Source organism: Piscinibacter gummiphilus, from assembly GCF_002116905.1.
GTDB lineage: Bacteria > Pseudomonadota > Gammaproteobacteria > Burkholderiales > Burkholderiaceae_C > Rhizobacter > Rhizobacter gummiphilus.
In genome coordinates, this window is the sequence record NZ_CP015118.1 from 3,515,079 (window position 1) to 3,540,852 (window position 25,774).

Annotated in this window: 24 protein-coding genes; 12 read left to right on the top strand and 12 right to left on the bottom strand. The window is 68.4% G+C overall.

Annotated features, from left to right (window positions below; translation table 11 throughout):
• Window positions 1–12: 12 nt before the first annotated feature.
• From ilvD to A4W93_RS15785, 11 genes are all read right to left on the bottom strand, one after another.
• A complete protein-coding gene (gene ilvD / locus A4W93_RS15735) occupies window positions 13–1,872 on the bottom strand; it encodes a dihydroxy-acid dehydratase (protein ID WP_085751504.1) in 1,860 nt (619 codons plus the stop codon).
• A 166-nt stretch (window positions 1,873–2,038) separates the two neighbouring features.
• Window positions 2,039–4,633 carry an ATP-dependent chaperone ClpB gene (gene clpB, locus A4W93_RS15740; protein WP_085751505.1) on the bottom strand — a complete coding sequence of 865 codons (2,595 nt, stop codon included), beginning with the start codon at window positions 4,631–4,633 and terminating at the stop codon, window positions 2,039–2,041.
• A gap of 49 nt (window positions 4,634–4,682) precedes the next feature.
• Window positions 4,683–5,180, bottom strand: coding sequence for a hypothetical protein (locus tag A4W93_RS15745; protein ID WP_085751506.1), 498 nt, complete (start codon window positions 5,178–5,180; stop codon window positions 4,683–4,685).
• 78 nt (window positions 5,181–5,258) lie between these two features.
• Window positions 5,259–5,657, bottom strand: a complete 399-nt coding sequence (gene crcB / locus A4W93_RS15750) for a fluoride efflux transporter CrcB (protein WP_085751507.1) — start codon at window positions 5,655–5,657, stop codon at window positions 5,259–5,261.
• Complete coding sequence (locus tag A4W93_RS15755) at window positions 5,654–6,130, bottom strand: molybdenum cofactor biosynthesis protein MoaE (protein WP_085751508.1); 477 nt, start codon at window positions 6,128–6,130, stop codon at window positions 5,654–5,656. Before A4W93_RS15755 ends, crcB begins: the two co-directional genes overlap by 4 nt.
• Window positions 6,131–6,135: 5 nt before the next feature.
• Window positions 6,136–6,387, bottom strand: coding sequence for a MoaD/ThiS family protein (locus A4W93_RS15760; RefSeq protein WP_085751509.1), 252 nt, complete (start codon window positions 6,385–6,387; stop codon window positions 6,136–6,138).
• Window positions 6,384–7,628, bottom strand: coding sequence for a molybdopterin molybdotransferase MoeA (locus A4W93_RS15765; RefSeq protein WP_085751510.1), 1,245 nt, complete (start codon window positions 7,626–7,628; stop codon window positions 6,384–6,386). The genes A4W93_RS15760 and A4W93_RS15765 overlap by 4 nt, the downstream gene beginning before the upstream one ends.
• Window positions 7,579–8,130, bottom strand: coding sequence for a molybdopterin-guanine dinucleotide biosynthesis protein B (gene mobB / locus A4W93_RS15770; RefSeq protein WP_085751511.1), 552 nt, complete (start codon window positions 8,128–8,130; stop codon window positions 7,579–7,581). The genes A4W93_RS15765 and mobB overlap by 50 nt, the downstream gene beginning before the upstream one ends.
• Window positions 8,127–9,542: a threonine synthase gene (gene thrC / locus A4W93_RS15775; RefSeq protein WP_085751512.1), complete on the bottom strand. Its 1,416-nt coding sequence runs from the start codon at window positions 9,540–9,542 to the stop codon at window positions 8,127–8,129. Before thrC ends, mobB begins: the two co-directional genes overlap by 4 nt.
• 1 nt (window position 9,543) lies before the next feature.
• Window positions 9,544–10,854 carry a homoserine dehydrogenase gene (locus A4W93_RS15780; RefSeq protein ID WP_085751513.1) on the bottom strand — a complete coding sequence of 437 codons (1,311 nt, stop codon included), beginning with the start codon at window positions 10,852–10,854 and terminating at the stop codon, window positions 9,544–9,546.
• Between the two features lie 61 nt (window positions 10,855–10,915).
• A complete protein-coding gene (locus tag A4W93_RS15785) occupies window positions 10,916–12,148 on the bottom strand; it encodes a pyridoxal phosphate-dependent aminotransferase (RefSeq protein ID WP_085751514.1) in 1,233 nt (410 codons plus the stop codon).
• Window positions 12,149–12,220: 72 nt separating this feature from the next.
• Here A4W93_RS15785 and A4W93_RS15790 point away from each other — a divergent pair, with 72 nt between their 5' ends.
• The 12 genes from A4W93_RS15790 to A4W93_RS15845 all read left to right on the top strand — a co-directional run bounded on the left by A4W93_RS15790 (window position 12,221) and on the right by A4W93_RS15845 (window position 24,518).
• Window positions 12,221–12,613, top strand: coding sequence for an Mth938-like domain-containing protein (locus A4W93_RS15790; protein WP_085751515.1), 393 nt, complete (start codon window positions 12,221–12,223; stop codon window positions 12,611–12,613).
• 123 nt (window positions 12,614–12,736) lie between these two features.
• Window positions 12,737–13,213: a peroxiredoxin gene (locus tag A4W93_RS15795; protein WP_085751516.1), complete on the top strand. Its 477-nt coding sequence runs from the start codon at window positions 12,737–12,739 to the stop codon at window positions 13,211–13,213.
• Between the two features lie 231 nt (window positions 13,214–13,444).
• Window positions 13,445–15,097, top strand: coding sequence for a PhoH family protein (locus A4W93_RS15800; protein WP_085751517.1), 1,653 nt, complete (start codon window positions 13,445–13,447; stop codon window positions 15,095–15,097).
• A 139-nt stretch (window positions 15,098–15,236) separates the two neighbouring features.
• A complete protein-coding gene (locus tag A4W93_RS15805; protein WP_085751518.1) occupies window positions 15,237–16,100 on the top strand; it encodes a flagellin N-terminal helical domain-containing protein in 864 nt (287 codons plus the stop codon).
• 169 nt (window positions 16,101–16,269) lie between these two features.
• Complete coding sequence (locus A4W93_RS15810; RefSeq protein WP_085751519.1) at window positions 16,270–17,142, top strand: flagellin N-terminal helical domain-containing protein; 873 nt, start codon at window positions 16,270–16,272, stop codon at window positions 17,140–17,142.
• Window positions 17,143–17,285: 143 nt separating this feature from the next.
• Window positions 17,286–18,140: a flagellin N-terminal helical domain-containing protein gene (locus A4W93_RS15815; protein ID WP_085751520.1), complete on the top strand. Its 855-nt coding sequence runs from the start codon at window positions 17,286–17,288 to the stop codon at window positions 18,138–18,140.
• A gap of 151 nt (window positions 18,141–18,291) precedes the next feature.
• Window positions 18,292–20,217 (top strand): O-linked N-acetylglucosamine transferase, SPINDLY family protein, encoded by a 1,926-nt coding sequence (locus tag A4W93_RS15820; RefSeq protein WP_085751521.1) that lies wholly within the window; start codon window positions 18,292–18,294, stop codon window positions 20,215–20,217.
• Complete coding sequence (rfbF, locus tag A4W93_RS15825; RefSeq protein WP_085751522.1) at window positions 20,214–20,990, top strand: glucose-1-phosphate cytidylyltransferase; 777 nt, start codon at window positions 20,214–20,216, stop codon at window positions 20,988–20,990. The genes A4W93_RS15820 and rfbF overlap by 4 nt, the downstream gene beginning before the upstream one ends.
• Window positions 20,991–20,996: 6 nt before the next feature.
• On the top strand, window positions 20,997–21,548 hold the full coding sequence (gene rfbC, locus A4W93_RS15830) for a dTDP-4-dehydrorhamnose 3,5-epimerase (RefSeq protein WP_085751523.1): 552 nt from the start codon (window positions 20,997–20,999) through the stop codon (window positions 21,546–21,548).
• Window positions 21,545–22,768, top strand: coding sequence for a class I SAM-dependent methyltransferase (locus A4W93_RS15835; RefSeq protein ID WP_085751524.1), 1,224 nt, complete (start codon window positions 21,545–21,547; stop codon window positions 22,766–22,768). Before rfbC ends, A4W93_RS15835 begins: the two co-directional genes overlap by 4 nt.
• Window positions 22,765–23,871 (top strand): DegT/DnrJ/EryC1/StrS family aminotransferase, encoded by a 1,107-nt coding sequence (locus A4W93_RS15840; RefSeq protein ID WP_085751525.1) that lies wholly within the window; start codon window positions 22,765–22,767, stop codon window positions 23,869–23,871. Before A4W93_RS15835 ends, A4W93_RS15840 begins: the two co-directional genes overlap by 4 nt.
• Window positions 23,872–23,876: 5 nt before the next feature.
• On the top strand, window positions 23,877–24,518 hold the full coding sequence (locus A4W93_RS15845; RefSeq protein ID WP_085751526.1) for a NeuD/PglB/VioB family sugar acetyltransferase: 642 nt from the start codon (window positions 23,877–23,879) through the stop codon (window positions 24,516–24,518).
• Window positions 24,519–24,539: 21 nt separating this feature from the next.
• Here A4W93_RS15845 and A4W93_RS15850 read toward each other — a convergent pair whose 3' ends face one another.
• Window positions 24,540–25,760 carry a glycosyltransferase family 2 protein gene (locus A4W93_RS15850; protein WP_085751527.1) on the bottom strand — a complete coding sequence of 407 codons (1,221 nt, stop codon included), beginning with the start codon at window positions 25,758–25,760 and terminating at the stop codon, window positions 24,540–24,542.
• Window positions 25,761–25,774 lie beyond the last annotated feature (14 nt).

The following is a 25,774-nucleotide window of genomic DNA, read 5'->3' on the forward strand; positions in this document are numbered from 1 at the left end:
CGGATCCCCCGGTCAGTCGTCCAGCTGCGACAGGTCGCGCACGGCGCCCTTGTCGGCCGACATCACGAGCTTGGCATAGGCCTTCAGCGCGGCCGACACCTTACGCGGACGCGCCTTGGCCGGCTTCCAGCCCTTGGCGTCCTGCTCGGCGCGGCGGCGCGCCAGTTCCTCGTCGGACAGCAGCACGTCGATCGTGCGGTTCGGGATGTCGATGCGGATGCGGTCGCCGTCGCGCACGAGGCCGATCGCGCCGCCCGCCGCCGCTTCCGGCGAGCAGTGGCCGATGGACAGGCCCGAGGTGCCGCCCGAGAAGCGGCCGTCCGTCAGCAGCGCGCACGCCTTGCCCAGGCCCTGCGACTTGATGTAGCTGGTGGGGTACAGCATCTCCTGCATGCCGGGGCCGCCCTTCGGGCCTTCGTAGCGCACGATCACCACGTCACCCGCCTTGACCTTGCCGGCGAGGATGTTCTCGACGGCTTCGTCCTGCGACTCCGTCACGTGGGCCGAGCCTTCGAACACGAGGATGCTCTCGTCGACGCCGGCGGTCTTCACGACGCAGCCGTCGAGCGCGATGTTGCCGCGGAGCACGGCCAGACCGCCTTCCTTCGAGAACGCGTGTTCGTTCGAGCGGATGCAGCCTTCGGCACGGTCGGTGTCGAGGCTGGGCCAGCGGGTGTTCTGGCTGAACGCCACCTGCGTCGGGATGCCCGCGGGGCCGGCCATGTAGAACTTGCGCACCGCCTCGTCCTGCGTGCGGACGATGTCCCACTGGTCGAGCGCCTCGCCCAGGGTCTTCGCGTGCACGGTGGGCACGTCGGTGTGCAGCTTGCCCGCGCGGTCCAGCTCGCCCAGGATGGCCATGATGCCGCCGGCGCGGTGCACGTCTTCGATGTGGTACTTGTTCGTGTTGGGCGCCACCTTGCACAGCTGCGGAACGACGCGCGACAGGCGGTCGATGTCGGACATCGTGAAGTCGATGCCGGCCTCGCTGGCGATGGCCAGCAGGTGCAGGATGGTGTTGGTGGAGCCGCCCATCGCGATGTCGAGCGTCATCGCGTTCTCGAACGCCTTGAAGCCCACCGAACGTGGCAGGATCGTGTCGTCCTCCTGCTCGTAGTACTGGCGGGCCAGTTCGACGATGCGGCGGCCGGCGCGCTTGAACAGCTGCTCGCGGTCGGCGTGGGTGGCCACCACCGTGCCGTTGCCCGGCAGCGAGAGGCCCAGCGCCTCGGTCAGGCAGTTCATCGAGTTGGCCGTGAACATGCCCGAGCACGAGCCGCACGTCGGGCAGGCCGAACGCTCCACCTCGGCCACGTCGGCGTCGGAGTAGGACTTGTCGGCGGCGATCACCATCGCGTCCACGAGGTCGAGTTTCTTGAACTCGATCTGCTTCGTGACGGGGTTCGCAAGGCGCGTCTTGCCGGCTTCCATCGGGCCGCCGGACACGAACACGACGGGGATGTTCAGCCGCATGGCGGCCATCAGCATGCCGGGGGTGATCTTGTCGCAGTTGGAGATGCACACCATGGCGTCGGCGCAGTGCGCGTTGACCATGTACTCGACCGAGTCCGCGATGATGTCGCGGCTGGGCAGCGAGTACAGCATGCCGTCGTGGCCCATCGCGATGCCATCGTCCACGGCGATCGTGTTGAATTCCTTGGCGACACCGCCCGCCGCCTCGATCTCGCGCGCGACCAACTGGCCCAGGTCCTTCAGGTGCACGTGGCCGGGCACGAACTGGGTGAAGGAGTTGACGACCGCGATGATGGGCTTCGAGAAATCTTCGTCCTTCATGCCCGTGGCGCGCCACAGGGAACGGGCACCCGCCATGTTGCGGCCGGCGGTGGAGGTCTTGGAACGGTAAACGGGCATCGTGAGGGCTCGGGATGAGGCGTTGCGGACGTAACTAGTGATTATCGCCGCAATGCCAAAAAGGCGTCATCCCGGCGGATGCCGGGACCCCGGGCTCCTCAACGAAGGCACGGGGTCCCGGCCTGCGCCGGGATGACGGGGGTGGCGGGGCGCCGAGCGGCTCGCGTCAGTGCACCACCCTGCTGAACGTGAACTCCCCTTCCTCGAAGTCGACGGGAATCACGTCCTTCGGCGCGAACCGCCCCTCGAGGATCAGCTTGGCCACCGGGTTCTCCAGGTGCTGCTGGATCGCCCGCTTCAGCGGCCGTGCGCCGAACACCGGGTCGAAGCCGGCCTTCGCCAGTTCCGTCAGGGCCGCGGGCGACACGTCGAGCTTCATGTCCATCTTCTCGAGGCGCTGCTCCAGCACCTTGAGCTGGATCTTCGCGATGGACTCGATGTTCGACCGGTCGAGCGCATGGAACACCACGGTCTCGTCGATGCGGTTCAGGAACTCCGGACGGAAGTGCTGCTTGAGCTCGCCCCACACCGCGTCGCGGATCTCCTCGGCCGGTTGGCCGGCCATCTGCATGATGTGGTGCGAACCGAGGTTCGACGTCATCACGATCACCGTGTTCTTGAAGTCCACGGTGCGGCCCTGGCCGTCGGTCAGGCGACCGTCGTCCAGCACCTGCAGCAGCACGTTGAACACGTCCGGGTGCGCCTTCTCCACCTCGTCGAGCAGCACGACGCTGTAGGGCTTGCGCCGCACGGCCTCGGTCAGGTGGCCGCCCTCGTCGTAGCCCACGTAGCCCGGGGGCGCACCGATCAGCCGGCTCACCGAGTGCTTCTCCATGAACTCGCTCATGTCGACGCGGATCAGGTGGTCCTCGCTGTCGAACAGGAACCCGGCCAGCGCCTTGCACAGTTCGGTCTTGCCCACGCCCGTGGGGCCGAGGAACAGGAACGAGCCGGTCGGCCGGTTCGGGTCGGACAGGCCCGAACGCGAGCGCCGGATGGCGTTCGACACGGCGGTGATGGCCTCGTCCTGGCCGATCACGCGGTCGTGCAGCTTCACCTCCATCTGGAGCAACTTGTCGCGTTCACCCTGCATCAGCTTGGCCACGGGGATGCCGGTGGAGCGCGCCACCACCTCGGCGATCTCCTCGGCGCCCACCATCGTGCGCAGCAGCTGCGGCCGGCCGTCGGCGGACGCGCCCTTCTTCAGCTCCTTCGCCTGGGCCTCCTTCAGGGTGCGCTCCAGGTCGGGCAGGCGCCCGTACTGCAGCTCGGCGACCTTGTTGAAGTCGCCCTTGCGCTTGAGTTCCTCGATCTGGAAGCGGATGCGGTCGATCTCCTCCTTCACGTGGGCCGAGCCCTGGGCGGCGGCCTTCTCGGCCTTCCAGATCTCGTCGAGGTCGGCGGCCTCGCGCTGCAGCTTGGCGATCTCCTCCTCCAGCAGCGCGAAACGCTTCTGCGAGGATTCGTCCTTCTCGCGGCGCACGGCCTCGCGCTCGATCTGCAGCTGGATCAGCCGGCGGTCGAGGCGGTCCATCAGCTCGGGCTTCGAGTCGATCTCGATCTTGATCTTGGCCGCGGCCTCGTCGATCAGGTCGATGGCCTTGTCGGGCAGGAAGCGGTCGGTGATGTAGCGGTGGCTCAGCTCGGCCGCGGCCACGATGGCCGGGTCGGTGATCTCCACGCCGTGGTGCACCTCGTACTTCTCCTGCAGCCCGCGCAGGATCGCGATGGTGGCCTCGACGGTAGGCTCGCCCACCAGCACCTTCTGGAAGCGGCGCTCGAGCGCGGCGTCCTTCTCGACGTACTTGCGGTACTCGTCGAGCGTGGTGGCGCCGATGCAGTGCAGCTCGCCGCGCGCGAGCGCGGGCTTGAGCATGTTGCCGGCGTCGATGGAGCCCTCGGCCTTGCCGGCGCCCACCATCGTGTGGATCTCGTCGATGAAGAGGATGGTGCGGCCCTCTTCCTGGGCCACTTCCTTCAGCACGCCCTTCAGGCGTTCCTCGAAGTCGCCGCGGTACTTGGCCCCGGCGAGCAGCAGCGCCATGTCGAGCACGAGCACGCGCTTGTTCTTCAGCGAGTCGGGCACCTCGCCCGCGACGATGCGCTGGGCCAGCCCCTCGACGATCGCGGTCTTGCCCACGCCGGGTTCGCCGATGAGCACCGGGTTGTTCTTCGAACGGCGCTGCAGCACCTGGATGGCGCGGCGGATCTCGTCGTCGCGGCCGATCACGGGGTCGAGCTTGCCCTGGCGGGCGCGTTCGGTGAGGTCGAGCGTGTACTTCTTCAGGGCCTCGCGCTGGCCTTCGGCGTCGGCGCTGTCGACCTTCTGGCCGCCGCGGACGGCCTCGATGGCCGCCTCCAGCGACTTGCGGGTCAGGCCATGGTTCTTCAGCACCTGGCCAATGGAGGCCTTGCTGTCGGTGGCGGCGAGGATGAACATCTCGCTCGCGATGAACTGGTCGCCGCGCTTGGTGGCTTCCTTGTCGGCCGCCTGCAGCAGCGCGCCGGTGTCGCGGCTGGCCTGCACGGGCTCGCCGCCCTGCACCTGGGGCAGCTTCTTGATCTCGCCCTCGAGCGAGTGCTGCAGCGCCACGGTGTCGACGTTGGCACGCTGCAGCAGCGCCTTCGGGCCGTCGGCCTCGGCGAGCATGGCCACGAGCACGTGCGCGGGTTCGATGTACGGGTTGTCGCGCGTGACGGCCAGGCTCTGGGCCTCCGACAGCGCGGTCTGGAACGGGGTAGTGAGTTTGTCGAGTCGCATGTGAGCAAATCCTCCGATTGCTCATCATGTGAGGAGACTGCCCCGGTTTTCAAGCGGACGGCGCAAGCATCCCTGATGTCTTCTCCAGGAACCGCTGCGCCCGCTCGGGGCCGGCATGGGTCTCGACCGCCCGCGCCGCCATCTCGCACCAGGCGACCAGCGCCTCGCGGGTCTGCACCTCGGTGGCCAGGGCCCGCAGGTCCTGGTCACGGCCGCCGAGCATCAGGGTGGCGAGGTCGATCGCGTACATCTTGGCCGCGGCCAGCGACGGCTGCGGGGCGGCCGGCTTCGGCGCCGGAGGGGGCGGCGGCGGTGGAACGGGCGCCGCGATCACCGTGGGCCAGACGATCAGGCCCTGGCGGTGCAGGTCGGCGATGGCCTCCTGGTCGAGGCCCAGCCCCTGGGCCAGCGCTGTCAACTCATGGCCGCTGCGCCGGCCGTCCACCGTGATCAGCAGCGCCCGGCGCGCCCGATCGAGCCGGTGGTCCCGGGCGTCCAGCCATTCACGGGCGAGCGGGGTCTTGCGGGGTGACAGGTGACGGTCCATCGGGCGGTGTCGTCTTCATCCGGAAGCCGCCGAGTGTGAACATCCCGTGTGACCGTCCCATGACCCGAACGGCTCCCGTCACACGGTCGTGAACCAGTTCCGTGCGAGGGCGGCCCCAGCGGCCGCGCACACCAGCGCGCCGGCCACGTGGGCCAGGGTGTGGACCAGCGCCGCGCCGTAGGCGCCGCGCTGCAGCAGCACGAGCGACTCGCCCGAGAATGCCGAGAAGGTGGTCAGACCTCCGAGGAAGCCGGTGACCAGCAGCAGCTTCAGCAGGTCGTTGGGGGCCCGGTCGAACGCGACGAGGGCGAAGCCGATCAGCAGGCCGCCCACGCAGTTGACGAGCAGCGTGCCCACCGGCAGCGACGAGCCCGACCGGTTGAACCACACCCCGGCCTGCCAACGCGCCAGCGCCCCGGCCGACGCACCCGCGGACACCGCGAGCACCTGCCACCACGAGAAGACCTGTCCGTTCATGCGTTCCTTCCCTCGATGCCCCAGCGGGCGAGCGCCTCGTCGTCCTGCACCCGGGCGTCGACCCAGTGCGCGCCTTCCGCGGTGTGTTCCTTTTTCCAGAACGGGGCCTGGGTCTTCAGGTAGTCCATCAGGAATTCGCAGGCCTGGAAGGCCTGGCCACGGTGGGCCGACGTGACGGCCACCAGCACGATCTGGGCCCGCGCATCGAGCACGCCCACGCGGTGGATGACCCGGGCGCCGCGAATGTCGAAACGCTCGAAGGCGGCGTCGACCATGGCCTCGATGGCCTTCTCCGTCATGCCGGGGTAGTATTCCAGCTCCATCCGCACCACGTCGTGCCCGTGGGAGGTGTCGCGCACCGTGCCCACGAAACTCACCACGGCCCCGGTGCCGCCGTCGCCCTCGCGCAGCGCGGCCACCTCGGCGCCAAGGTCGAAGTCGGCTTCCTGCACGGACACCCTCGGCGCGGCCATGGCGTTCAGCCTCCGGTGACGGGCGGGAAGAAGGCCAGCTCGGCCCCCTCGGTCACCACCGTGCCCTCTGGGCACAGGGCCTGGTTCAGCGCGCAGCGCAGCGCCCTGCCCTCGGCCAGCGCCTGGGCGTGGGCGGCGTCGCGCGCCTGCAGCAGGCGGCGCACGTCGGCGATGGTGGCGCCGTCGGGCACCTCCAGCGGGCCGCCGGCGCCCAGCGCCTCGCGCAACGACGCGAAGAACTTCAGCGTGACCTTCATGCGAACCACTCCGAGAACGGCACGTAGCGCACGAGGTCGCCGCGCTGGATCGCGGTGCCGATCGGGTTGTCGACCAGGCCGTCGCCCCAGACGGCCGACGTCAGCACGCCCGAGCCCTGGTTCGTGAAGCGGTCGAGGCCGCCGTCGGCGTTGCGGCGCACGCGCAGGAACTCGCGGCGGCGGTCGGCGGGCCAGTCGAAGTCGGCGCGCAGCATCAGCGGGGCCGGCAGTTCGCTGCTCGCGCCCTGCAGGCGGCGCAGCACGGTGCGTCCGGCCAGCAGGAACGTGATGAAGCTCGACACCGGATTCCCCGGCAGGCCGAGGAACCAGGCCTGGCCGCCATCGTCGCGCCGCACGCGGCCGAAGGCCAGCGGCTTGCCCGGCTTCATCGCCATCTGCCACAGGTCGAGCGTGCCCTCGGCCAGCACCGCGGGCCGCAGGTGGTCTTCCTCGCCCACGGACACACCGCCGCTGGTCACGATCAGGTCGTGTCCTTCGGCGGCGCGGCGCAGCGCTTCCTGGGTGGCGTCGAGCCGGTCCGGCACGATGCCGAGGTCGGTGCACTCGGCCCCGGCGGCCTCGATCAGCGCACGCAGCGTGAAGCGGTTGGAGTTGTAGATGGCGCCGGGCTTGAGCGGCTCGCCGGGCATCGCCAGTTCGTCGCCGGTGGAGAACAGCGCCACCTTCGGGCGGCGCACCACGTCGAGCGTGGCCGCGCCCACCGAGGCCGCGAGCCCCAGCGCCTGAGGCGTGAGGCGGGTGCCGGCGGGCAGCACCACGCTGCCCAGGCGCACGTCCTCGCCGCGGCGGCGGATGGCGAGGCCCTCCGCCGGCACGATGTTCACCCGCACCGCGCCGTCGAGCGCGTCGCACTGCTCCTGCATCACGACGGCATCGGCGCCCTCGGGCACCGGGGCGCCGGTGAAGATGCGTGCGGCGGTGCCGGGCTGGAGAGGCGCACCGACATGTCCGGCCGCCACGCGCTGGCTCACGGGCAGCACGGTGCCCGCGGCGGGCACGTCGGCCCGGCGCATCGCGTAGCCGTCCATCGCGCTGTTGTCGGCGGGCGGCACGTCCACGATCGACACCACGTCGTGGGCAAGCACGCGGCCCAGGGCCTCGAAGGTCGAGACGGTGGTGCTCTGGCAGCCCGGCAGCGGCGCGACCGCGGCGTTCAGCCGCGACAGCACCTCATCCAGAGAAAGGAGTGGCGGGCGGGAAGTCGGGGAAGGTGTACTCATAACGGTTCGGATCGCTCAGCAGGAAGGCCGCCACCGCGTCGGCGTCGTCCACGTCCAGCAGCGGCAGCCCCGTGGGTTCGGGCAGGCCGGCGGGCGTGTCGGTGGCGACGGCCACGATGTACGGATCCACCGGATATTGCACCGGATGCCCGGTCTCCGCTCGCCACACCTCGATCTTCGGGAGGTCGGCGTGCTTGAAGCCCTCGACGAGCGCCCAGTCGCACCCGGACAGCTCGGCGAGCATCTGGTGCACGGAGGTGTCCGCCTGCACCTCGTACTCGCGCACGATGGCCAGGCGCCGGTCGGAGGCGATCACCACCTCGAAGGCGCCGGCCTTCCGGTGGCGCCACGAGTCCTTGCCCGGGTGGTCGATGTCGAAGTCGTGGTGCGCGTGCTTGACCACGGACACACGCTGCCCCGCGGCACGCAGGGCGGGAATCAGGCGCTCGAGCAGCGTCGTCTTGCCCGCCCCCGAGCGGCCGCAGAAGCCGATGACCTTCACGCGTGGTCGACGATGAATCGCTTGACCCGCTCGGCGTCGGCCGGCATCGCCTCGAAGCGCTTGGGCAACTGCTCGATGCCCTCCAGCGCCGCCGGGCGTTCTGGCTGGCGGCCGAGGGCCTCCACGATGGTGTCGGCGAACTTCACCGGCAGCGCGGTCTCGAGCACGATCATCGGCACGCCCGCCTCCAGCACCTCGTGCGCCACCTTCAGGCCGTCGGCCGTGTGGGTGTCGATCATCGTGCCGAAGCGTTCGAACGTGTCACGGATGGTGGCCAGGCGGTCGGCGTGGGTGCTGTGGCCCGACTGGAAGCCGTACACCGCGATGCGCTCGAACTGCTCGGGCGTGAGGGTGAAGTGGCCGGTCGTCTCGAGCTGCGTCTTGAACAGGTCCTGCGTCACCGCGCCGTCGCGGCCCAGCAGGTCGAACACGAAGCGCTCGAAGTTCGAGGCCTTCGAGATGTCCATCGACGGGCTCGACGTTTCGTACGTCTCGGCGCTGGCGCGCGGGCGGTACGTGCCGGTGCGGAAGAACTCGTCGAGCACGCGGTTCTCGTTCGTGGCGAGCACGAGGCGCTTGACGGGCAGGCCCATCATGCGGGCCACGTGGCCGGCGCAGATGTTGCCGAAGTTGCCCGACGGCACCGCAAAGCTCACTCGCTCGTCCTCGCTCTTCGTGGCCTGGAAGTAGCCGGCGAAGTAGTAGACCACCTGGGCCAGCAGGCGGGCCCAGTTGATCGAGTTGACGGTGCCGATCTTGTACTGGCGCTTGAACGCGAGGTCGTTCGAGACGGCCTTGACGATGTCCTGGCAGTCGTCGAACACCCCTTCGACACACAGGTTGTGGATGTTCGGATCCTGCAGGCTGAACATCTGGGCCTGCTGGAACGCGCTCATGCGGCCCAGCGGCGACAGCATGAAGACGTTGACGCCCTTCTTGCCGCGCATCGCGTACTCGGCCGCGCTGCCCGTGTCACCGGACGTGGCGCCGAGGATGTTGAGCGTCTCGCCGCGGCGGCCCAGTTCGTATTCGAACAGGTTGCCGAGCAGCTGCATCGCCATGTCCTTGAACGCCAGCGTGGGGCCGTTGGACAGGGCCTCCAGGTGCAGGCCCGGCTCCAGCGTCTTCAGCGGCACGATGGCGTCGGTGCCGAACACCTCGCGGGTGTACGTCTTCTGCACGAGGGCGCGCAGGTCGTTTGCCGGGATGTCGTCGATGAAGCGCGACAGGATCTCGAACGCGAGGTCCGGGTACGACAGGCCGCGCCACTGCGCGAGCGTGGCCTTGCCGATCACCGGGTAGTGCGTGGGCAGGTACAGGCCGCCGTCCGGGGCCAGGCCTTCCAGCAGGATGTCGGAGAAACCGCGGGGTGTCTGCTGGTCGGCCGGGGTGCGCGTGCTGATGTACTTCATGTCAGCTCAGCTCTTCCTTGCGGATGCGCACGATGGGGGCGAGCACCGTGGGCAGCGCCTGCATCGCGGTGATGGCCTGGTTCATGTCGCCTTCGCGCGTGTCGTGCGTGAGGATGATGACGTCGGTCTTCGATTCGCCCTCGGCCGACTCGCGCTGCAGCAGCGCGTCGATCGAGATGTTGCGGTCGGCCAGGATGCCGGTGATCTTCGCAAGCACGCCGGCCTGGTCGGCCACCTGCAGGCGCAGGTAGAACGACGTGACCACGTCCTCGATGGGCAGCACCGGCGTGGCGGCGAGCTGGCCCGGCTGGAAGGCCAGGTGCGGCACGCGGTGGTCCGGGTCGGCGGTGTGCAGGCGGGTGATGTCGACCAGGTCGGCGACGACGGCCGACGCGGTGGGTTCGCTGCCCGCGCCCTTGCCGTAGTACAGCGTGGTGCCCACGGCATCGCCATGGACCACGACGGCGTTCATCGCGCCTTCGACGTTCGCGAGCAGGCGCTTGGCCGGCACGAGCGTCGGGTGCACGCGCAGCTCGATGCCGGTGTCGCGGCGCTTCGTGATGCCCAGCAGCTTGATGCGGTAGCCCAGCTGCTCGGCGTAGGTGATGTCGGCGGCGGCCAGCTTCGTGATGCCCTCGACGTGGGCGCGGTCGAACTGCACCGGGATGCCGAACGCGATGGCGCTCATCAGCGTGACCTTGTGGCCGGCGTCGATGCCCTCGATGTCGAAGGTGGGGTCGGCTTCGGCGTAGCCGAGGCGCTGCGCTTCCTTGAGCACGACGTCGAAGTCGAGGCCCTTGTCGCGCATCTCCGACAGGATGAAGTTCGTGGTGCCGTTGATGATGCCGGCGAGCCACTGGATGCGGTTGGCCGACAGGCCTTCGCGCAGGGCCTTGATGATGGGGATGCCCCCGGCCACGGCGGCCTCGAAGGCCACGACCACGCCCTTGGCCTGCGCCGCGGCGAAGATCTCGGTGCCGTGCACGGCCAGCAGCGCCTTGTTGGCGGTGACCACGTGCTTGCCGGCCGCGATGGCTTCCATGACCAGCGCCTTGGCGATGCCGTAGCCGCCGATCAGCTCGACGACGATGTCGATCTCGGGGTTCGCGATCACCTGGCGGGCGTCCGCCACCACTTCGACGTCGCTGCCGACGACCGACTTCGCCCGGGCCACGTCCAGGTCGGCCACCATCGAAATGCGAATGCTGCGGCCCGCGCGGCGGCGGATCTCTTCTTCGTTGCGAAGCAGCACGTTGTAGGTGCCGCTGCCGACGGTGCCGATGCCCAACAGGCCGACTTGGATGGGTTTCATGGTCTAACCGGCCTTGTGGGCCGCAGTGGTGGAACGTTGAGGGAAGGAGTTGCCGGGGTGTTCAGGTGCCGTGGCGCTTGCGGTAGCCATGGAGGAACCGCGCGATGCGGCCCACGGCGTCCGTCAGGTCGTCCGAGTTCGGCAGGAACACGAGGCGGAAGTGGTCGGGGTGGATCCAGTTGAAGCCCGTGCCCTGCACGATCAGCACCTTCTCCTCGGCCAGCAGGTCGTACGCGAACTGCTGGTCGTCGGCGATGGGGTACACCTTCGGGTCGAGGCGCGGGAACATGTAGAGCGCACCCTTCGGCTTCACGCAGGTGACGCCGGGGATGTCGGTGAGCAGCTGGTGCGCGAGGTCGCGCTGGCGGCGCAGGCGGCCGCCCGGCGCGACCAGGTCGTTGATGCTCTGGTAGCCACCGAGCGCGGTCTGGATCGCGAGCTGGCCGGGCGTGTTCGCGCACAGGCGCAGCGAGGCCAGCATGTTCAGGCCCTCGATGTAGTCCTTCGCGCGGCGCTTGTCGCCCGACACCACCATCCAGCCGGCGCGGTAGCCGCACGAGCGGTAGTTCTTCGAGAGGCCGTTGAAGGTGACGAAGAACACGTCGTCGGCGAGCGAGGCGATGCTCGTGTGCGTGTTGCCGTCGTACAGCGTCTTGTCGTAGATCTCGTCGGCGAACACGATCAGCTGGTGCTCACGCGCCACCTGCACGATCTCGCGCAGCAGGCTGTCGGGGTACAGCGCGCCGGTGGGGTTGTTCGGGTTGATGACGACGATGCCCTTCGTGCGGGGCGTGATCTTCGCGCGGATGTCGGCGATGTCGGGCATCCAGTCGCTCTGCTCGTCGCAGATGTAGTGCACCGGCGTGCCACCCGACAGGCCGGCCACGGCCGTGTGCAGCGGGTAGTCGGGCGACGGGATCAGCAACTCGTCGCCGTCGTTGAGCAGCGCGTTCATGCTCATCGCGATCAGCTCGGATGCGCCGTTGCCCAGGTACACGTCGTCGACGGTCACGCCGGCCACGTTCTTCTGCTGCATGTAGTGGACGATGGCCTTGCGCGGAGCAAAGAGGCCCTTGCTGTCGGTGTAGCCGGCGGCCACCTGCGACGGCAGGTTGCGGATCATGTCCTGCACGATCTCGTCGGGCGGCTCGAGGCCGAACGCGGCGACGTTGCCGATGTTCAGCTTGATGATGCGGTGCCCCTCTTCCTCCATCTGCCGCGCCTTGTCGAGCACGGGCCCGCGGATGTCGTACGCGACGTTGGCCAGCTTGCCGGACTTGAGGATGGGCTTCAACACGGGGTCTCCGGAGGGGGTGATGGTGCGCGGGGCGATGCGATACACCAGCGAAACCTATAATTTAACCATATGAAGCTGCATGCCGACCGCCTCGAAGGCGTCAACGCCGTGTTCGGGCACGGCCCGGGCGAGATCTCCGTCAACAACACGGTGTTCCGTCACAGCGTGATCGTGCCATGGAAGGGCGACATCGTCGCCTGGGACGCCGACACGTTCGAGGCCCTCACGCCCGCGCATTTCCAGCGCATCGCCGACCTCAAGCCCGAGCTCGTGATCTTCGGCAGCGGCCCGCGCATCCGCTTCCCTGCCCCGTCGCTGCTGCGCCCGCTGATCGAGCGTGGCGTGGGCCTCGAGACGATGGACACGGGCGCCGCCTGCCGCACGTACAACGTGCTCGCGGCCGAGGGACGCTCCGTCGTGCTCGCGGCGCTGCTGCCGTCCACGACGCCCCCGGGGCCGTGAGCTTCGCGAGTGTCGGGCTATCCCCCTAAGTGACGACCGGGTTGGTCGGGGATCGATAACGGCCGAGGCCTTATAATCACGGGCTACGCCTCCCCAGACGGCGCAACTTCCCCGAAATTCTTCATGACGCCAGCCCTCAACAAACCCCTCCCGGAATTTGAAGCGCTCGCAACCGGTGGCGTGAAGTTCACGCCGCAGGCTTTCGCCGGGCAAACTGTCGTTTTGTACTTTTACCCGAAAGACAATACTCCTGGATGCACCACGGAGGCCATGCAATTCCGTGACCGCCACAAGGATTTCGTGAAAGCGGGCGCCATCGTGTTCGGTGTCTCGCGCGACAACATGAGCTCGCACGACAAATTCAAGCAAAACCTTGAATTGCCCTTCGAGCTGATCGCCGATACCGAAGAAAAGCTCTGCCACATGTTCGGCGTCGTGAAGAACAAGATCATGTACGGCAAGAAGGTCAAGGGCATCGAGCGCAGCACCTTCCTGATCGACGGCAGCGGCGTGCTCCGCGCCGAGTGGCGCGGCCTCAAGGTCGCCGGCCACGTCGACGAGGTGCTCAAGGAAGTCAAGGCGCTCAAGAAGACCGCCTGAACTTTCACTTGAACTTTCCGTTTCCCCGGATACTCCCGGGCAAACACGCGAAAAGCCGGCCCTGTGCCGGCTTTTTTCATTTCCATACTGCGTGTGTCAAACGGCGCTTGAGCCGCCAACCAAGATGTGCATAATCAAATCATGTTTGTGAGCCGTGATACACGCCACCCCCCATCGAAGCCGCACGGGCGACTGTGCGGCTTTTTTGTTTCCCAGCCCACCTGAACGCCCATGCCACTGCCCAAGCCGCCTGCCAAACGTGCCAGTCTCCTGACCCCCGCCGACTTCGAATCGCAGGCCGCGCCCAAACCGGGCAAACGGACCACCCAGAAACACCCCGCCTCCGAGCCCGCGCCCGCCGCGCTCGACCTGTACGAGCCGCCGCGTGAAGCGGCCCCGGTCGTCGCCCCGGTGCTGGCCCGCCCTGCCCCCGCTGCGCAGCGCCCCGTCGCGCAGCCGAAGCCGCGCAAGCCGAAGAGCACCGGCCCGGCCAAGCTGTTCGTGCTGGACACCAACGTGTTGATGCACGACCCGATGTGCCTGTTCCGCTTCGAGGAACACGACGTCTACCTGCCCATGATCACGCTCGAAGAGCTGGACGATCACAAGAAGGGCATGTCGGAAGTGGCGCGCAACGCCCGCCAGGTCAGCCGCGACCTCGACGCGCTGGCCGCGAGCCTGTCCGAGCGGCCGGGCGGCGACATGGCCGACGGCCTGCCGCTCTCGGGCACCGGCCACCGCGAGGCCGGCGGCAAGCTGTTCTTCCAGACGAAGCTGCTCAACGTGGAACTGCCGGCCGGACTGCCCCAGGGCAAGGCCGACAACCAGATCCTCGGTGTCGTGAAGGCCCTGCGCGACGCGCACCCGGGCCGCGAGGTGGTGCTGGTGTCGAAGGACATCAACATGCGCATCAAGTCCCGTGCACTGGGACTGGCCGCGGAAGACTACTTCAACGACAAGACCCTCGACGACGGCGACCTGCTCTACACCGGCGTGCAGGCCCTGCCCCCGGACTTCTGGGACCTGCATGGCAAGACCATGGAGAGCTGGAACCAGGGCGGCCTCACGTACTACCGCATCAGCGGCCCGCTCGTGCCGTCGCTGCTGATCAACCAGTTCGTGTTCCTCGAGGCGCCGGGCGCCACGCCGCTCTACGCGAAGGTCACCGAGATCACCGGCAAGACCGCGGTGCTGCGCACGCTGCGCGAGTACACCCACCAGAAGAATGCCGTGTGGGGCGTCACCGCGCGCAATCGCGAGCAGAACTTCGGCCTCAACCTGCTGATGGACCCCGACTGCGACTTCATCACGCTGACCGGCACTGCCGGTACCGGCAAGACGCTGATGACACTGGCCGCCGCGCTGTCGCAGGTGATGGACGACCGCCGCTACACGGAGATCATCGTGACGCGTGTCACGGTTCCCGTGGGCGAGGACATCGGCTTCCTGCCGGGCACCGAGGAAGAGAAGATGTCGCCGTGGATGGGCGCGCTCGACGACAACCTCGAGGTGCTGTCGAAGACCGATGGCGCCGCGGGCGAATGGGGCCGCGCCGCCACGAACGACCTCGTGCGCAGCAAGATCAAGATCAAGAGCCTGAACTTCATGCGCGGGCGAACCTTCCTGAACAAGTTCGTCATCATCGACGAGGCCCAGAACCTGACGCCGAAGCAGATGAAGACGCTGATCACCCGCGCCGGCCCCGGCACGAAGATCGTGTGCCTCGGCAACCTGGCCCAGATCGACACGCCGTACCTCACCGAAGGCAGCTCCGGCCTCACCTACGCGGTGGACCGCTTCAAGGGCTGGCCGCACAGCGGCCACGTCACGCTCGCGCGCGGGGAACGCTCGCGGCTCGCCGACTTCGCGTCCGAAGTGCTCTGATCCTTCCCGCTCCCGCGAAGCCCGGCCTCGGCCGGGCTTTTTTTCGCGCGGCGCTTAATGCCGGCCGGACACCCGCCGCCTTGTGCTGGGGACGGCATCCGATACCTGGGTGCCTCACCCCACCCAGGAGCACTCCACCATGCTGAGCCTCAATACCAACGCCGCCGCCCTGTCGGCACAAAGCTCGGTCGGCAGCACCCAGAAGTCGCTGTCGACGTCGATGACCCGCCTGAGCACGGGCTACCGCGTCAACTCCGCGATGGACGACGCCGCCGGCCTGCAGATCGCCACCCGCCTGAACGCCCAGACCCGTGGCCAGGCCGTTGCCCAGCGCAACACGCAGAACGGCATCTCGATGATGCAGACCGCCGAAGGCGCGTTCAACGAAGTCACCGACATGCTGCTGCGCATGAAGGACCTCGCCACCGAAGCCTCGAACGGCACGGCCAGCACGAAGGACCAGCAGGCCATGCAGCTGGAATTCGACGCGCTGGGCCAGGAAATCGACAACATCATGAAGAACACCTCGTTCGGCGGCGCCAAGCTGCTGGCGGGTGGTTCGCTGACCGCGGCCGTGTCCTTCCAGATCGGCGCCACCTCGGCCGAGAAGATGTCGCTGAACCTCGCGGCCGACATGACCCAGCTGGGCACCGACCTGAGCGCGTCGACGGCCAACTACAACGTCACCGCCGGCGTGACGGGCACGGAAATCTCGACCGCCACGGCCGCGAACGGCACGATCGACAAGATCAACACGGCCATCGACAGCGTCGGCAAGGTCCGCGCGCAGCTCGGCGCCGCGTCGAACCGCCTCGACCACGTCTACAACAACCTGTCGAACATGAGCACGAACACCACACAGGCGCGTGGCCGCATCATGGACGTGGACTACGCCACGGAAACGGCGAACATGACGTCCAAGCAGATGCTGATGCAAGCCGGCACCTCGATGCTCAAGCAATCGAGCAGCATGTCGCAGCTCGTGATGTCGCTGATGCAGTAAGCCGCATCACCGCAGGAAGAAGCCGGGCCGAGCGCCCGGCTTTTTTCTTTTCCCGCCCTCGTCTTTTTCTTCACGCGGCATTTAACGCCCGGTCACAACCAGCCGCCTTGTGATCGGGAGGGCATCCCGAACGGTGGTGCCTCGAACCCACCCCCAGGAGCAATCCACCATGCTGAGCCTCAATACCAACGCCGCCGCTCTGTCGGCACAAAGCTCGGTCGGCAGCACCCAGAAGTCGCTGTCGACGTCGATGACCCGCCTGAGCACGGGCTACCGCGTCAACTCCGCGATGGACGATGCCGCCGGCCTGCAGATCGCCACCCGCCTGAACGCCCAGACCCGTGGCCAGGCCGTTGCCCAGCGCAACACGCAGAACGGCATCTCGATGATGCAGACCGCCGAAGGCGCGTTCAACGAAGTCACCGACATGCTGCTGCGCATGAAGGACCTCGCCACCGAAGCCTCGAACGGCACCGCCAGCGTCAAGGACCAGGACGCGATGCAGCTCGAGTTCGACGCGCTCGGCCAGGAAATCAGCAACATCATGAAGAACACCTCGTTCGGCGGCGCCAAGCTGCTGGACGGCGGTTCGCTCGCGACCACCGCGGGCGTGTCGTTCCAGATCGGCGCCACCTCGGCCGAGAAGATGACGCTGACGGTCGGCACGGACATGACCACGCTGATCAACAGCATCACCGCCGCCACGTCGAACTACACGGCCGCGACCGCCCACGCCACCGGCACGGGTGAAATCAACGCCACGAACGCGAACGGCACGATCGACAAGATCAGCACGGCCATCGACAACGTCGGCAAGGTCCGCGCCCAGCTCGGCGCCGCGTCGAACCGCCTCGATCACGTCTACAACAACCTGTCGAACATGAGCACGAACACCACGCAGGCGCGTGGCCGCATCATGGACGTGGACTACGCCACGGAAACGGCCAACATGACCAGCAAGCAAATGCTGATGCAGGCCGGCACCTCGATGCTCAAGCAATCGAGCAGCATGTCGCAGCTCGTGATGTCGCTGATGCAGTAAACCGCGTCACCATTCACGGAGAAGCCGGGCCTCGCCCGGCTTTTTCTTTTTTCCGCCACCGGATTTAATGCCCGCCCTCGCCCGGTCGTCCTGTACAGGTATCGGCGCCGAACGCGGTGCCGCCGCAACAACCGGAGATCGCCATGCTGAGCCTGAACACCAACGCCGCCGCCCTGTCCGCCCAAAGCTCGGTGGGCAGCACCCAGAAGTCGCTGTCGACGTCGATGACCCGCCTGAGCACGGGCTACCGCGTCAACTCCGCGATGGACGACGCCGCCGGCCTGCAGATCGCCACCCGCCTGAACGCCCAGACCCGTGGCCAGGCGGTCGCCCAGCGCAACACGCAGAACGGCATCTCGATGATGCAGACCGCCGAAGGCGCGTTCAACGAAGTCACCGACATGCTGATGCGCATGAAGGACCTCGCCACGGAAGCCGCCAACGGCACCGCGAGCACCAAGGACCAGGACGCCATGCAGCTCGAGTTCGACGCGCTGGGCCAGGAAATCAAGAACATCATGACCAACACCTCGTTCGGCGGCGCCAAGCTGCTGGCGGGTGGCACGCTGACCGCGGCGGTGTCCTTCCAGATCGGCGCCACGTCGGCCGAGAAGATGACGGTCAACCTGTCGGCCGACATGACCACGCTGGGCACCGACCTCGGCGCCGCCAGCGCGAACTACACGACCGCAGGCACCGGCACGGAAATCAACGCGACGAACGCGAACGCCACGATCGACAAGATCAACACGGCCATCGACAGCGTCGGCAAGGTCCGCGCCCAGCTCGGCGCCGCCTCCAACCGCCTCGACCACGTCTACAACAACCTGGCCAACATGAGCACCAACACCACGCAGGCGCGTGGCCGCATCATGGACGTGGACTACGCCACGGAAACCGCCAACATGACCAGCAAGCAGATGCTGATGCAGGCCGGCACCTCGATGCTCAAGCAGTCGAGCAGCATGTCGCAGCTCGTCATGTCGCTGATGCAATAAGGCCTCCGAACGAACCAGCGGGACCAGCAAGGCCGGGCATTCGCCCGGCCTTTTTCGTTTCAGACGGCCCGCCGCCTCACAAATTGAGCTTCAAAACCCCACGGGTCCGGCCGAAATCACCGGAGACCCCGTTCCTGGAAACGACGAACCCATGCATGCTGCCAACCCTCACGCGCGACACCCGCAGGCGCAGGCCTCCTGGCTGGCTGGCCAGCGCGCGGAGAAGAAGAAGCGCTGGCGCGACGCCGAGCGCGAGTACACGAACGGGGCCAGCCTCGACCCGGACGACATCCGCTTCTGGATGAAGGTCTCCACGCTGCGCTTCAAGCTCGGCGAACGCGTCGAGGCCCTGGAAGCCGCGCGCGAAGCCTGGAAGCGCGCCCCCGAGAACCCGCTCACCTGCGAACTGCTGTCGGTCACGCTCACCAACCAGCACCGCCACAGCGAAGCCGCCGACGTGATGCTGGCCATGCCGCCCGGCCCGGGCCGCACGACCGAACACCTCCTGAACCTGGCGCAGGCGCTCGCGCGTGCGCACCGCTGGTCCGAGGTGATCTCGCCCTGCCTCGAGATCCTCGGCAAGGACGTCTTCAACGCCTCGGCCCACCTGCAGATGGGCCTGGCCTTCCACAAGATGGGCCGCCCGCGCGACGCCGCCATCTGCTTCGAGACCGCCGCCGCGGCCGACAAGACCGGCCGCGTGAAGGCGCTGGCGCTGTCGCAGCTGGTCGAGCAGCTGCGCTACGCCGCCGAATGGGCCGACCTGCCCCGCCACACGGCCGCCCTGCTCACCGCGCTGCGCGACAGCGACGACACCACGCTCGCGCAACTCGTCGCCTTCCCGCTGCTGTCCATCGATTGCCCGCCCGACCTGCAGCGCCGCATCGCACGACTGAGCACGAACCGCATGGCCGCCGACATCGAGCCGTTGCCCCCGCGCCCGCCGCGCGCCCCGGGTCCGCTGCGCATCGGCTACCTGTCGAGCGACTTCCACAGCCACGCCACCGCGCTGCTGATCGTCGAGATGCTCGAGCACCACGACCCCAGCCGCGTCGAGGTGTTCCTCTACTGCCACAGCGAACAGGACGGCAGCGCGATGCAGCAGCGGCTGCGCGCCACCGCGAAGTGCTTCCGCGACGTGCGCCACCTGGGCGACGCCGAGCTGGCGAAGCTCATCCGCGACGACGGCATCGACATCGTCATCGACCTCAAGGGCCAGACCACCGACACCCGCTTCCACCTGCTGGTCTCGCGTCCCGCCCCCGTGCAGGTGAGTTTCCTCGGCTACCCCGGCACCTGCGGCGCCAACTTCCTCGACTACATCGTCGGCGATCCGATCGTCACGCCGCTCGACACCGCCGACCACTACAGCGAACGCATCGCGCAGATGCCCGTCTGCTACCAGCCGAACGACAGCCGCCGCATCCTGCCCCCCGCGCCCACCCGCGCCGAGCTGGGCCTGCCGGACGACGCCGTCGTGCTGTGCTGTTTCAACCAGACGTACAAGATCCTGCCGGCGATGGCCGACCACTGGGCCCGCATCCTGAAGGGCGCGCCGAAGGCCGTGCTGTGGCTGCTGGTATGGAACCAGCAGGCCTCGGCCAACGTCGTGCGCGAGCTGCAGGCCCGCGGCGTGTCGCCCGAGCGCATCTTCTTCTCGCCGCTGGCCACCGTGCCCGAGCACCAGGCCCGGCTGCAGTGCGCCGACCTCTTCCTCGACACCTGGCCCTACAACGCGCACACCACCGCCAGCGAGGCGCTGTGGGGCGGCGTGCCGGTGCTGACCGTGCCCGGCGCCACCTTCGCCGCGCGCGTCGCCGCGAGCCTGGTCACCGCCTGCGGCCTGCCCGAGTTCGCCTGCGACACGCCCGACGCCTACGTGGACCGCGCCATCGCACTCGCCAACGACCCGGCGCCGCTCCGGGAAGCCCGGCGCCACCTCGTCGAGAACCGCCACCAGCTGCCGCTGTTCGACGGCGCCCGCTTCGCGCGCGACTTCGAAGCCCTCCTCCAACGCATGTGGGACCGCCACGCGGCGGGCCTCGCTCCCGACCACCTCACCGCCATCACGCCATGAAAGCCGTCATCCTCGCCGGCGGCCTGGGCACACGCCTCGCCGAAGAAACCACCGTCCGTCCGAAACCCATGGTCGAGGTCGGCGGCAAGCCCGTGCTGTGGCACATCCTCAAGCTGTACTCGCACCACGGCATCAACGACTTCATCATCTGCCTCGGCTACAAGGGGTACGTGATCAAGGAGTACTTCGCGAACTACTTCCTGCACATGTCCGACGTCACGTTCGACCTGGCGGCCAACCGCATGGAAGTGCGCCACCGCCATTGCGAGCCGTGGCGCGTGACCCTCGTCGACACCGGCGAACACACGCAGACCGGCGGCCGCCTGAACCGCGTGCGCGACTACCTCGATCCGCACGAGCCCTTCTGCTTCACGTACGGCGACGGCCTCTCCGACGTGAACGTGCGCCGCCTGATCGACTTCCACCACACCCAGGGCCGCAAGGCCACCGTCACCGCGGTGCAGCCGCCCGGCCGCTTCGGCGCGCTCGACCTGGAAGACCAGCGCATCACCCGCTTCGCCGAAAAGCCCCAGGGCGATGGCAGCTGGATCAACGGCGGCTTCTTCGTGCTGGAGCCGTCCGTGCTCGACCTGATCCAGGACGGCGACGAGACCATCTGGGAACGCGGCCCGATGGAGACCCTGGCCCGCGACGGCCAGCTGTCGGCCCACGCCCACGCCGGCTTCTGGCAGCCCATGGACACCCTGCGCGACAAGATCAAGCTCGAGGAACTGTGGCAGTCGAACCAGGCGCCGTGGAAGGTGTGGAACTGAGCGTCGATGAAGTTCCACCCGACCCCGCTCGCCGGCCTGTGGGAGATCGAAACCGCCCCGCGCGGTGACGAACGCGGCCGACTCACGCGCCTCTTCTGCCGCGACGAGCTCGCCGCCATCCGCCCCGGCCTGCAGTTCGTGCAGGTGAACCTGTCGGCCACCACGCACCGCGGCACCGTGCGCGGCATGCACTTCCAGCGCGGCCCCGCGCTCGAGGCCAAGCTGATCCGTTGCCTGCGCGGCCGCGTGTTCGACGTGGCCGTGGACCTGCGCGCCGGCTCGCCCACCTTCGGCCGCTGGCACGCCGTCGAACTCGCCGAGGACAACGACCGGCAGGTGTTCATCCCCGAAGGCTTCGCGCACGGATTCCAGGCCCTCACCGACGGCGTCGAGCTGCTCTACCAGCACACCGCCGCGTACGCACCCGACTTCGAAGGTGGCGTGCGCCACGACGACCCGGCCCTCGCCATCGCCTGGCCGCTCCCGGTGGGCGTCGTGTCCGCCCGCGACCGCGCCCACCCCCTCATCGATTCCCAGTTTCCAGGAGTGCAGGCATGAAGTGCCGCCACTGCCAGACCGACCTGCGCGACGTCTTCATCGACCTCGGCGCCGCCCCGCCCTCCAACGCGTTCCTGCGCCCCGAAGACCTCGACCGCCCCGAGCCGCACGTCCCGCTCAAGGTGTTCACGTGCCATGCGTGCCGCCTGGTCCAGATCGACGAGGTGCAGCGTCACGACGAGATCTTCTCGAACGACTACGTCTACTTCTCGTCGTACTCCAGCTCGTGGCTCGCCCACGCGCGCGCCTACGTCGACCGCGTCACCGAACGCCTGGGCCTCGGCCCGCGTTCGTTCGTGATGGAGATCGCCTCCAACGACGGCTACCTGCTGCAGAACGTCCGTGAACGCGGCATCCCGTGCGTGGGCATCGAGCCCACGGGCAGCACCGCCGCCGTGGCCCGCGGCAAGGGCATCGAGTCCATCGAACGCTTCTTCGGCCACGACTTCGCCCGCGAGTTCGTGCAGCAGCGCGGCAGGGCCGACCTGATCCTCGGGAACAACGTGTACGCGCACGTGCCCGACATCAACGATTTCACGGCCGGCCTCAAGGCCGCGCTCGCCCCCGCCGGCACCATCACGCTGGAGTTCCCCCACCTGCTGCGGCTGGTGGAGGAGAACCAGTACGACACCATCTACCACGAGCACTACTCGTACCTGAGCCTCGGCACCGTGCGGCGCATCCTCGCGATGCAGGGCCTGACGGTGTGGGACGTCGAGCAGCTGCCCACGCACGGCGGCTCGCTGCGCGTGTGGGCGCAGCACGCCACCCACGACCGCCCGGTCGAACCGTCCGTCGCCGCGCTGCTCGCGAAAGAAGCGGCCGCCGGCATGGAAGGCGACGCGTTCTACGCGGGTTTCCAGGCCCGCGCCGAACGCATCAAGGACGACCTCGTCGCGTTCCTCATCGAACAGAAGCGCGCCGGCCGCACGGTGGCCGCGTACGGTGCCGCGGCCAAGGGCAACACGATGCTCAACCACGCCGGCGTGCGCCCCGACCTGATCCGCTGCGTGGCCGACGCCTCGCCGCACAAGCAGGGCCGCTTCATGCCCGGCTCGCGCATCCCCGTGGTCTCGGCCGACGAATTGCGGGCGCTGCGTCCCGACGTCGTGCTGATCCTGCCCTGGAACCTGCGCGACGAGATCGCCACCCAGCTCGCCGACGTGCGCTCCTGGGGCGGCCGCTTCGCCGTCGCCATCCCGTCGCTGCAGCTGCTATGAACGCCCGCATCCACTACACCCTGCCCTCCATCACCGAGCTGGAGGTGGCCTACGTCACCGACGCCGCGCGGCACGGGTGGGGCGAGCGTTGCTACGACTACATCAAGCGCTTCGAAGGCGCGTTCGCCGAACACCTCGGCGTGCGCCACGCCATCGCCACGTCCAGCTGCACCGGCGCGCTGCACATGGGCATGGCGGCGCTGGGCATCGGCCCCGGCGACGAGGTCATCCTCGGCGACATCAACTGGATCGCATCGGCCGCGCCCGTCACGTACCTGGGCGCGAAGCCCGTGTTCGTCGACGTGCTGCCCGACACCTGGTGCCTCGACCCGGCGCTCGTCGAAGCCGCCATCACGCCGGCGACGAAGGCCATCCTCGCGGTGCACCTGTACGGCAACCTGTGCGACATGGACGCGCTGCTCGACATCGGACGCCGCCACGGCCTGCCCGTCATCGAGGACGCGGCCGAGGGCATCGGCTCGCAGTACCACGGCCGCCGCGCCGGGTCCATGGGCGCGTTCGGCGCGTTCTCGTTCCACGGCACCAAGACCCTCACCACCGGCGAGGGCGGCATCTTCGTCACGCAGGACGAGGCGCTGTTCCAGAAGGTGCTGGGCATGAGCAACCACGGCCGCTTGCCCGGCCAGACGAAACAGTTCTGGGCCGATGTGATCGGCTTCAAGTACAAGATGTCGAACCTGCAGGCGGCCGTGGGCTGTGCGCAGGTCGAGCGCATCGACGAGCTGATCGCGGCCAAGCGGCGCATCTTCGCCGCGTACGCCGAACGCCTGTCCGACCTGCCACTCGCGCTGAACCCGCAGCAGCCCGGCACCGTCAACGGCTGCTGGATGCCCACCGCGGTGGTCCACGAGGGTGTGGCCTTCGACCGCGAGGCGCTGCTGGCCGACTTCAAGGCCGACCAGATCGACGGCCGCATCTTCTTCTGGCCGCTGAGCATGCTGCCCATGTTCGAGGACCGCCCGGAACACATCGTGAGCCACGGCCTCCAGTTCCGCGGCATCAACCTCCCGAGCTACCACGACCTCGGCGAGGCCGAGATCGACCGCGTCTGCGCCCACGTGCGGCGCCACGTGCGCGGCTGAGTCCCGTGGACGACATCCTCTTCTGGGGCGCTTCCGGGCAGGCCAAGGTGCTGCACGAGGCCCTCGCCGGCAGCCGCTGGCGGCTCGTCGCGCTGGTGGACCGGATCGCGCTGGCCTCCCCCTGGCCCCACGTGCCCGTGCTGCGGGGCGAGGACGGCCTGGGCGACTGGCTGGCCGCACGGCCCGGTGGCACGACCGGGCTGCACGCTGCGGTGGCCATCGGCCGCAACGATGGGAGCCGGCTCGACACGATGGCACTGCTGCGCCGCCACGGCCTCGCCATCGCCACGATCATCCATCCCCGCGCCTTCGTCGCGGCCGATGCCGCGCTGGGCGACGGCTGCCAGGTGCTGGCCCTCGCCGCGGTGTCCAGCCATGCCCGGCTGGGCGACGGTGTCATCGTCAACACGTCGGCCTCGGTGGACCACGACTGCGAACTGGGCCACGGCGTGCACGTCGCCCCGGGCGCGCGCCTCGCGGGTGAGGTGCGCGTGGACGACGGTGCGTTCATCGGCACCGGTGCCGTGTTGCTGCCGCGGCGCCACATCGGCGCGGGCGCCGTCGTGGGCGCGGGCGCCGTGGTCACGCGCGACGTGCCCGCCGGGGCCACGGTGGCCGGCAACCCGGCCCGTCCGCTGGCGCGCTGACCTCCAGCGCGCCCCGCCCGGTCAGACCGGGAACTTCGTCATCAGCTGCAGTTCGCTGACGAACCGCGCCGAGCTCCCTGCCGGCAGCACGTCGGCCGTCTGGGCACCCCGCGCGAACACCAGCGTGTTCGCGCCGAGCGGCTCGAGCTGGCTCGCGTGGGCGACGAAGCGCGGCGTGTGCTTCATCTTGCTGACGATCAGGTCGCGCAGGTCCGGCTCGAACGTGCCGAGGCACACGAGGTCCGTCACGTCGCGGTTCAGTTCGGGGTCCTCGGCCAGGAAGGCGAGCACCGCGAGCAGGCGCAGCGACGACAGCGCCATCGACAGCTTGGCCTCGGCGCCCAGGGCCTTCAGGCGGTAGGCCAGGTAGTAGGTCTCGACCGGGTCGCGTTCGCTGCGCATGCGCAGCCGCACGGCGGTGGCGATGCGTTCGGCCACGTGATCCTGGATGCGCAGCAGGAAGCCCAGGCGCTCCATGTCGCTGACCTGGCCGGAGGCGCGGCCCAGGATGTACTCGAGCCCCGACCGGTAGCGGTCCCAGGCCATCTCGGCTTCCTCGGTGCCACCCTGCACGCGCTGGTGGTCGGCGAAGTAGTTCGTCATGGACACGTAGTACGAGTCCTTCATGAACAGCACCGACGAATGCTCGACGAACTCGGAGGCGTGCACGAACGCGTAGTACGCCTGTTCGTGGATGCGCGGCATCACCGACTGCACCATCTCGCGCCGGCAGATGTAGATCTCCGGCCAGATGCCGTAGCGCAGCAGCGTGTCGAGCAACATGCGGTGCTCGCCCTGCGGGATCAGCACGTCGCGGTCCTGGCGATAGAACTGGCCCAGGTCCTTGTCGGCCACGAGGTCGAGCAGGCGCCACGGCGCGTAGGCGATGCCGATCTGCGGGTTCGCCTCCATCACCTCGATCGCGCGGGCCACCTCGGCCCCCATCACGCAGTCGTCGTCGGCCACGTAGATCACGTAGCGGCCCTTCGCCTGGGCCATCATGTACTGGTAGTTCGCGCGGCCGCCGCGGTTGGTCTCGTGCCGCACGCTGCGCAGCGGCAGGCGGTCGGCGTAGCGGGCCACGATCTCGGGCGTTTCGTCGGTGGAGGCGTTGTCGGAGATGAACACCTCGTGCGAGAACGGGAACTCCGCGAGGTGGTCGGACAGGCTCTGCAGGAGCGAGTCGAGGTACCGGCTGCGGTTGTAGGTCGGGATGCAGAAGCTGACCAGGGGTGCGTTCATCTGGGTGTACCGGT

Bases quoted from the DNA above. Each gene is read 5' to 3' on its own strand.
- A4W93_RS15765 (WP_085751510.1), bottom strand. From the start codon at position 7,628: ATGAGTACACCTTCCCCGACTTCCCGCCCGCCACTCCTTTCTCTGGAT.
- A4W93_RS15745 (WP_085751506.1), bottom strand. From the start codon at position 5,180: ATGGACCGTCACCTGTCACCCCGCAAGACCCCGCTCGCCCGTGAATGG.
- ilvD (WP_085751504.1), bottom strand. From the start codon at position 1,872: ATGCCCGTTTACCGTTCCAAGACCTCCACCGCCGGCCGCAACATGGCG.
- crcB (WP_085751507.1), bottom strand. From the start codon at position 5,657: ATGAACGGACAGGTCTTCTCGTGGTGGCAGGTGCTCGCGGTGTCCGCG.
- A4W93_RS15850 (WP_085751527.1), bottom strand. From the start codon at position 25,760: ATGAACGCACCCCTGGTCAGCTTCTGCATCCCGACCTACAACCGCAGC.
- rfbC (WP_085751523.1), top strand. From the start codon at position 20,997: ATGAAGTTCCACCCGACCCCGCTCGCCGGCCTGTGGGAGATCGAAACC.
- A4W93_RS15840 (WP_085751525.1), top strand. From the start codon at position 22,765: ATGAACGCCCGCATCCACTACACCCTGCCCTCCATCACCGAGCTGGAG.
- A4W93_RS15760 (WP_085751509.1), bottom strand. From the start codon at position 6,387: ATGAAGGTCACGCTGAAGTTCTTCGCGTCGTTGCGCGAGGCGCTGGGC.
- A4W93_RS15795 (WP_085751516.1), top strand. From the start codon at position 12,737: ATGACGCCAGCCCTCAACAAACCCCTCCCGGAATTTGAAGCGCTCGCA.
- A4W93_RS15790 (WP_085751515.1), top strand. From the start codon at position 12,221: ATGAAGCTGCATGCCGACCGCCTCGAAGGCGTCAACGCCGTGTTCGGG.
- A4W93_RS15810 (WP_085751519.1), top strand. From the start codon at position 16,270: ATGCTGAGCCTCAATACCAACGCCGCCGCTCTGTCGGCACAAAGCTCG.
- A4W93_RS15805 (WP_085751518.1), top strand. From the start codon at position 15,237: ATGCTGAGCCTCAATACCAACGCCGCCGCCCTGTCGGCACAAAGCTCG.
- A4W93_RS15800 (WP_085751517.1), top strand. From the start codon at position 13,445: ATGCCACTGCCCAAGCCGCCTGCCAAACGTGCCAGTCTCCTGACCCCC.
- A4W93_RS15835 (WP_085751524.1), top strand. From the start codon at position 21,545: ATGAAGTGCCGCCACTGCCAGACCGACCTGCGCGACGTCTTCATCGAC.
- A4W93_RS15755 (WP_085751508.1), bottom strand. From the start codon at position 6,130: ATGGCCGCGCCGAGGGTGTCCGTGCAGGAAGCCGACTTCGACCTTGGC.
- clpB (WP_085751505.1), bottom strand. From the start codon at position 4,633: ATGCGACTCGACAAACTCACTACCCCGTTCCAGACCGCGCTGTCGGAG.
- A4W93_RS15780 (WP_085751513.1), bottom strand. From the start codon at position 10,854: ATGAAACCCATCCAAGTCGGCCTGTTGGGCATCGGCACCGTCGGCAGC.
- rfbF (WP_085751522.1), top strand. From the start codon at position 20,214: ATGAAAGCCGTCATCCTCGCCGGCGGCCTGGGCACACGCCTCGCCGAA.
- A4W93_RS15815 (WP_085751520.1), top strand. From the start codon at position 17,286: ATGCTGAGCCTGAACACCAACGCCGCCGCCCTGTCCGCCCAAAGCTCG.
- thrC (WP_085751512.1), bottom strand. From the start codon at position 9,542: ATGAAGTACATCAGCACGCGCACCCCGGCCGACCAGCAGACACCCCGC.
- A4W93_RS15820 (WP_085751521.1), top strand. From the start codon at position 18,292: ATGCATGCTGCCAACCCTCACGCGCGACACCCGCAGGCGCAGGCCTCC.